Below are 6,823 nucleotides of genomic sequence, written 5' to 3'. Positions count from 1 at the left end.
GAGCCCCGGGCCAGGCTTCCACATCACGGACTTACACGATCTTTCAGACACGCTCGCGATCGTTGGGGCGGCGCTTCAGCCGAGGCTGCGCCAGGTCTGGATTTCGCGGAAGGCGGCCCTCGGCAGTCCAGTTGCACCGATTCCCTTATGCATGGCGGGCAGGGAAGCTCGCGCAATGCTGCTCAGTTGCCGGGCCATGACGGTGAGGTGAGGGTGGGTGGCTGGAGCGGTCTGGGGGCTGAACCAGGCACTGCGGTCACGGAGGGAGCGATGGACATGCTCAGAGCGGGCCGAGTGCTCGCGGTGTAGGAACAGTTCTTGGGAGATGAGGCTGAATCTGCCTAGTGCGGCTAGTTGGGTGAGCAGAACACGGTTCGATCCGGGGTAGGGGCCGATGCGGTCTGTGCGGCGGAGCAGGTCGTGCCTAATGAGTCCGAAGGTTTCGAAGCCACATGGTCCGTGGCGCAGGACGTCGCGGATGCGGCGGCCGGAATGGGGGTGGTCGGCACAGGGGGCAGGACGGTAGAAGTGGATTGGCTGGCCGTGTTCGTCTATGTCGATAGCCCAGGTGTGGCAAAGGACTGCGTCTGGCTGTTGTTCCATACGGGTGAGGCAGCTGGATAGGAAACTGATGTGGAGGAGGTCGTCGTACGCGGCCCATTTGAAGTATTTTCCGCGTGCCAGGTCCACCAGTCGGTTGTAATTCCATGCGGCGCCCTTGTTTTGGGGGTTGCGGTGCACGGTGACCCGGCTGTCTTGGCGCGCGTGGTGCGCGCAGATGAGCGTGGTGTCGTCAGTGGAAGCGTTGTCGGCAATGAGAAGTTCGAAATCGTTGAAGTCTTGGGCCAGTAGGGAGGTAATGGTTTCGTCCAGGAAGCGTGCACCGTTGTAGACGGGCAGGCCGATGGAAATGAGGGGGCGGCCGTTGGTCATGGGAACTCCGGGAGCGCAGGTACGCGGTGTTGTTCCGCAGATGGTGGGCAGCATGCTCCGCCGCTTCACACCATGGTGAGGCGGGGGGACAGCCCAAGTTTGGTTATGGTGTGACGGATTTCATTCTGGTAGACGGGGTTCATCACGATGATCTCGTCCACTTTTCGCAGGGCTGCATGTTCGGGGGGTAGCACCTGGTGTCCGGTGCGGGGGATGTAGCAGCCCCACTTAGAAGGGTTGAGATCGACGGCAAATCTGATCAGATTGCTAGCAGGGTCTACCAAATTGAGGAAGGTCGTGCCTTTGGAGCCGGCTCCCCAGACGATGATCTGCTCGCCGGGGGTCTGTAGCTGCAGTCTCTTCGCCCAACGCAGGATGCCGCGGCGTTGCTTGTGCAGTAGGGCAGCTGTGGTGGCGGTATCGGTCGGATGGGCGGCTAGCTGTGCATCGGTCCTGGTGCCAGGCAGCAGGACTTCGGCGGCCAGGAATTGGTCGTAGTAAGCGACGTTCAGCTGCCGGACATCGGCGCCGGCACGGCTCAGCAGAGCGCGCAGCGAGGTGTCGGTGAAGTATGAGACATGGGGGTAGATGACGTCCCAGGGGCCAGATTCGTTCGAGATCCAGGTGCCGTTGGGAACTTCCACGTAGCAGGGGGTCGGCTGCTGGCGTGTGGCTTCGAGCACAGAGTGCAGCAGCTGGAGTGGGTCAGTCAGGTGTTCTAGGACGTGTCGGCAGCACACCAGGTCGGCGGTGCCGTCGAGAGTAAGCGGCAGGGGGCTTGCGGTGATGGTGACAGGGCCCGGGCCATTTCGGGTGGGTGCTGCGGGGTCGAAGCCCAGGCCCCGGGCGGTGCCGTGTTGGCACAATAGTTCCAGGAAGCTTCCTGAACCGCATCCCACCTCGATCGCGGTGCCGCCGACGAGCCCGCAGCTGTCGACCAGCCGAGCGGCAAGCGTCTCGGCGTATCGGTTGAAGGCGGGTGAGTGATCCAAAGCATTGTCGTAGCGGCGGTCGTAGGCTACCAATGCGGGGTCGAAGGCTTTGTTGTATGTGTGGCCACACGACGTACAGGCCTGCAGGATGATGCGCCCGGTGACAGCCTCTCGCGCGGTGGTCCGGTCGCTGTAGAGCACGCCGCTGAGCGCCGGTAGCGTGCCGAGGTCCGCGACGCTGCGTCCCCGCCGGGATCCGCAGGCAGGACATGACGGCAGCGTCATAGGGACTCCAACGGGCAGGACAGGTCAAGCCGGGCGAGATGCTCGGCGATCTCGCCCAGATAGACGTCGTTCATGGCGATTATGAGGCTGGGGTGAAGCGTGGCCAGCTCATCGGGCGCCAGCACCGGATGGCCGGTCCCGGGAAGGTATTTGCTGTGCTTGTATGGGTTGATGTCGACTGCGGCGGCTACCGCCGTGTGGGCGTTGCCCACTGCGTGCAGGAAAGCGACTGCCTTGGATCCGGCGCCCCACAGCACTACTTTTTGTTTCTGGGCCTGCATCCGCTGCAGTCTCGTGGTCCATCTTTGAACGCGGTGTTGGACGCCTGCCTGGTAGGCGTCGGCCAAAGCGGCCATCTCGTCAATGTCGACGTTGGCGGAGGGTGGAGACGAGGCGCAGTGAGTCAGGCGCGGCCGGGCTTCCAGGAGGAGATACTGGTCTTGGTAGGCGTGGGTGATGTCCAGTACATCGAAGCCGCAGGCGGAGAACAATCGCTGTAGGGAGGTTCGGGTGAAGTACGAGCAGTGCTCGTAGTACACGTCCCAGAAGGCTTCTTCGTGCAGGACACGTTCGAAGTCCGGCAGCTCAAACAGAATGGGGATATTGCTGTCGGCGGGCAAGCTTTGCCGCAGGGTCAGCAGAAATTCCCGCACTGGTGCGATGTGCTCAAGGGTGTGTCGGCATACCACTGCGTCGGCCGTAATACGTCCGTAACGGTCATCGAACGTGTCGATGATCCGAGAGATCCGGCCGGCATGCGTAGCGCTCGTTCGTTCTGGGTGAGTGCCGGGGTCGATGCCAGTGCCCTGGGAGATACCGGCGTCGACCAAGTACTCGAGAAATTCTCCCTTGCCGCAGCCGATCTCCAGCACCGTCTTGCCGCGGAGGCCGTAGCGGTCTACCCAGGTTGTGGCCAGGTCGCGTGCGAAGGCCCGGAAGCGAGGAGAGAAGGCTTGGGTCTCTTCGTAGTGGGCGTTGTACTGCAACAGTGAGGCGTCGAAGCAAGTATTGAAGATGAAGCCGCACGATGGGCACAGTGCTAGGTCGATGGTGCCGCGTTGGAACGTGCGTGCCTCGTTTCGGTCCCTCATCAGCCGGCAGCTGTGTACCGGCACTTCCGGTATCCGGCCAAAACTGTGCACGCTGGGCTGCGAACAAGCGGGGCAAACGGCCGAGGTCATGCGGGAAGCACCTCCGGGGTCGGCAGGGGCATGATGAAGCGGCCACCGCGCCGCCGGTACTCGCTCTGCTGGGCAAGGATTTCCTCGGCAAAGTTCCAAGTGAGCAGCAGCACGTAGTCGGGTTGCTGCTCCAGGAGGGCTTCGGTGGGGAGGATCGGCAGGTGCTGGCCCGGCATGAGTTTGCCGTGCTTGTGCGTATTGCGGTCGACCACGAAGTCCACCAGGTCCGGGCCGATGCCCAGGCGGTTCAGCAGGACGGTGCCCTTGGCGGCGGCCCCGTAGGCTGCGATGCGAGCCCCACGCTCTCGCAGGTCGCGCAACATCGCCGGGAGCGTCCTCTCCAGGCGTTCAACGCTGTCGGCCAGCTGCCGGTACGGTTCTACCCGGTGGAGATCGCGGCGCTCGGAATCGAGGTAGGCCCAGACCTGTTCGCTTGGGTGTTCCTTCCGGCCTAGGTGCCAGCGCAGGGTGCCACCATGCAGCCACGGGAAGTATTCCACGTGGTTCAGGAAAAGGCCGTGACGCTGCACCAGGTGCTGCACGCTGGTGCACGAGAGATAGCTGAAGTGTTCGTGATAGATGGTGTCGAAGGCGTTGTGCTGCAGCAGGTCTCGCACGTAGGGGTTCTCGACCGTGATGATCCCATCGTCAGCCAACAGGTCATGGAGTCCAGCGACGAAGCCGTTGAGATCCGGAACATGGGCAAGGACATTGTTGGCGACGATCACATCGGCTGGGCCGTGGGCACGCCGTACGTTCTGGGCGAGCACCTGATCGAAGAACTCTTCGAGCACTGGTACGCCAGCAGCGCCGGCTGTTGCGGCTTGCCCGGGGGCTGGGTCGATACCCAGTACAGGTACACCGTGCTCGGCAAAGTGCTGCAGGAAGTAACCGTCGTTGCTGGCCACTTCGACTACCAGTGACCGAGAGGTCAGCCGTCGGTCGCGCACCAGACCGTGGGCGTGCTGTCTCGCGTGCCGGATCAGTGCCGGTGATGCGGACGAGAAGTACCAGTAATTGTCGACGAACAGCTTCCGTGGCGGAAGGCTTTGCAAGATCTGCACCAGAGTGCAGGAGTGACAGAACGCGACGTCCAGGGGGTAGCGGGCTTCATTGGCGACCTCGTGCCCCGTGACCAGTGCGTCGGCGAGCGGAAGGTCCCCCAGTGACAAGAACACCTCCAGGGAAGAGGACCCGCACGACCGGCAGTCAAGCGTGTCAGACATGGCCCACTGCCGCCCTTCGGACAGTGGGCCGCAGGTCGTCGCGCAGCCGACCATCGGCCAGTAGATCCTGGATGTGTCGAACCCTCTGGAAGCGCGGACCGGACAAGGCCTGCTCGGTCAGATGATGGTCGCCATAGGCTGTTTGAAGCTGCTCGATGCCCCGCTCAAGGGTCCACTGCGGTGCGAATCCCAGTTCATCCCGCAGGCGGTTACAGTTCACCCGGTAATTGCGGCGGTCCGGCACCGCCCCATGCGCGCGCCGGACGATACTGCCGGGCACAAGACGCGCCACCGTGGCCGCTACATCCTCAATGCGGTGGTTCTGCTCAGTGGATCCGACGTTGTACGCGCGCCCGTGCACCAGGTCGCGGGGCGCCTCCGTCAGGGCGAGCATCGCCCTGGCGATGTCCATGACATGCACCAGGGGACGCCAGGCACGCCCGTCGCTGCGCAGGAGCACGCTACTGGTAGTGACCGCGTGTCCAACCAGATTGTTCACGGCCAGGTCTCCGCGCAGTCGAGGCGAGTAGCCGTAGGCGGTCGCATTGCGGGCGAAGGTTGGGGTGAAGTCGCTGTCGGCAAGTTTGAGCAGCGCCTCCTCGGCCTGGACCTTGGAGCGCCCGTAACAGGTCACAGGACGAAAGGGCGCCCACTCATCGAGCAGTTCCTCATCGAGTGCCGCCCCGTAAGTACTGCACGATGAAGAGAACACAAACCGCGACACTCCCGCCTCTTTGGCCATACGGGCCAGATGAACCGTGCCACCGGAGTTGATGTCGTACGTCAGCCTAGGATTTAGATCGCCTAGGGGATCGTTCGAGATCCCCGCAAGGTGAATGACCGCGTCGAACCCCTCCAGCTGGCGGGGGATGACATCGCGGACGTCCACCCGCAACACAGGGCCAACAGGCTCTTCCGCCACGCCGAGCAGACAATCGCGGAACCAGCCGATATCCATTCCACTGACTGTGTGGCCGGCCCGGGCGAACAAAGGAAGCAGTACCGTACCGATATAACCTTCGCTGCCAGTGACAAGAACCTTCACTTTGTGCCCTCCGAAGTCCACGGAGCCTGCCCCGTCGCCCACATCTCTTCTAGGGAAGCTTTGTGAACGGCAGTGTCCATGCACTGCCAGAACCCTGTGTGGCGATATGCCATGAGCTGCCCATCTCGTACTAGCGCTGGCAGGCAGTCGCGCTCCCAAGAATTGCCATCAGCGTCGATATAGTCGAAGATTCCCGGCTCTAGCACGAAAAATGCGCCATTTATCCATTCATCATCTACTGCGGGCTTCTCCGTGAACTGCGTAACTTCCGCGTCCTGGATCGCCACCCGGCCAAACGCACTCGGCTGCCTCACCGCAGTCATGGTGGCTAGTCGGCCATGGCGGCGATGGAACGCAAGCAGCGCTCCAAGATCCACATCGCTGACTCCGTCGCACCAGGTCAGCATAAAAGTATTCGACCCCACCCATTCCCGCAGCCGGCCAACACGACCACCCGTATCAGTACCCCGCCCGGTCTCCACAGCGTGCACGATCCACTCTTCACTCCCCGCCGGATGTCGTGCAATCGAGCCTTCGGCCAAATCAAACGTGACACTTCCCCGTGTCAGTGCGTAGTCGAGAAGCCATCGCTTGACCACGTCACCGCGGTAACCCAGGGCGAGCACGAACTCCCTGAGACCGTACTCGTCGAAATGTTTCATAACGTGCCAGAGAATCGGCATTCCGCCGATCTCAACCAGCGGCTTGGGTAGATCGCGAGTGAGTGCTCCGAGGCGACTGCCAGCACCACCAGCCAATATCGCAACTTTCACGGAAATACTCCCCTTGGGTCCAAAAATTCTTTTATCGATTACGATTCTGTCGGCAAGTGCTGCAAGGCACAAAGGGAGCCTACCATTTCGTCATACTCTTAGCTTCATCAACCCAAAAATGCCTGAGTAATTGCTACTCAGTTATAGATCCGCCACGCTTTGAGTCCAGGCTCGTTGATGGTGTGCGAGTGATCTGGTCTGGGATGCGCGGGCCTGGTCGCCGGACGCGCAGGAGGCAGTGCGGTTGCTGGCGGTGCCGGCGCTGGTGGATAGCCGGGACCGGATTGAGGTTGCCGCCCTGTTCAATTGAACGTTTCAAGCATTGCCTCTCCGGGGTAAGAGCTCGTAACAGGATCTTGGTGAGATGCCCTGGTCGGGCGTAACCGGTGTGATGATTCGGCCGTTCGTGAGTGTGTGAGTACTCGGCCGTGGATCGTGGACGACGACT

6 protein-coding genes are annotated in these 6,823 nt (G+C 62.0%); all 6 read right to left on the bottom strand.

Translation table 11 applies throughout. The annotated features are described in order from the left end of the window. Nucleotides 1–75 precede the first annotated feature (75 nt). The 6 genes from ACFWW8_RS37770 to rfbF all read right to left on the bottom strand — a co-directional run bounded on the left by ACFWW8_RS37770 (nucleotide 76) and on the right by rfbF (nucleotide 6,375). Nucleotides 76–933, bottom strand: a complete 858-nt coding sequence (locus ACFWW8_RS37770) for a glycosyltransferase family 2 protein (protein WP_386537276.1) — start codon at nucleotides 931–933, stop codon at nucleotides 76–78. A 65-nt stretch (nucleotides 934–998) separates the two neighbouring features. After that, a complete protein-coding gene (locus ACFWW8_RS37765) occupies nucleotides 999–2,150 on the bottom strand; it encodes a class I SAM-dependent methyltransferase (protein WP_386537273.1) in 1,152 nt (383 codons plus the stop codon). Further along, nucleotides 2,147–3,331 carry a class I SAM-dependent methyltransferase gene (locus tag ACFWW8_RS37760; RefSeq protein ID WP_386537270.1) on the bottom strand — a complete coding sequence of 395 codons (1,185 nt, stop codon included), beginning with the start codon at nucleotides 3,329–3,331 and terminating at the stop codon, nucleotides 2,147–2,149. Before ACFWW8_RS37760 ends, ACFWW8_RS37765 begins: the two co-directional genes overlap by 4 nt. Next, nucleotides 3,328–4,557 carry a class I SAM-dependent methyltransferase gene (locus tag ACFWW8_RS37755; protein ID WP_386537268.1) on the bottom strand — a complete coding sequence of 410 codons (1,230 nt, stop codon included), beginning with the start codon at nucleotides 4,555–4,557 and terminating at the stop codon, nucleotides 3,328–3,330. Before ACFWW8_RS37755 ends, ACFWW8_RS37760 begins: the two co-directional genes overlap by 4 nt. After that, nucleotides 4,550–5,602: an NAD-dependent epimerase/dehydratase family protein gene (locus tag ACFWW8_RS37750; RefSeq protein ID WP_386537266.1), complete on the bottom strand. Its 1,053-nt coding sequence runs from the start codon at nucleotides 5,600–5,602 to the stop codon at nucleotides 4,550–4,552. The genes ACFWW8_RS37755 and ACFWW8_RS37750 overlap by 8 nt, the downstream gene beginning before the upstream one ends. Beyond that, a complete protein-coding gene (gene rfbF / locus ACFWW8_RS37745) occupies nucleotides 5,599–6,375 on the bottom strand; it encodes a glucose-1-phosphate cytidylyltransferase (protein WP_386537263.1) in 777 nt (258 codons plus the stop codon). The genes ACFWW8_RS37750 and rfbF overlap by 4 nt, the downstream gene beginning before the upstream one ends. Nucleotides 6,376–6,823 lie beyond the last annotated feature (448 nt).

Source organism: Streptomyces sp. NPDC058701, from assembly GCF_042715295.1.
Lineage (GTDB): Bacteria > Actinomycetota > Actinomycetes > Streptomycetales > Streptomycetaceae > Streptomyces.
The sequence above is the reverse complement of the archived record's forward strand: the minus strand, read 5'-3'. Positions and strand labels throughout refer to the sequence as shown.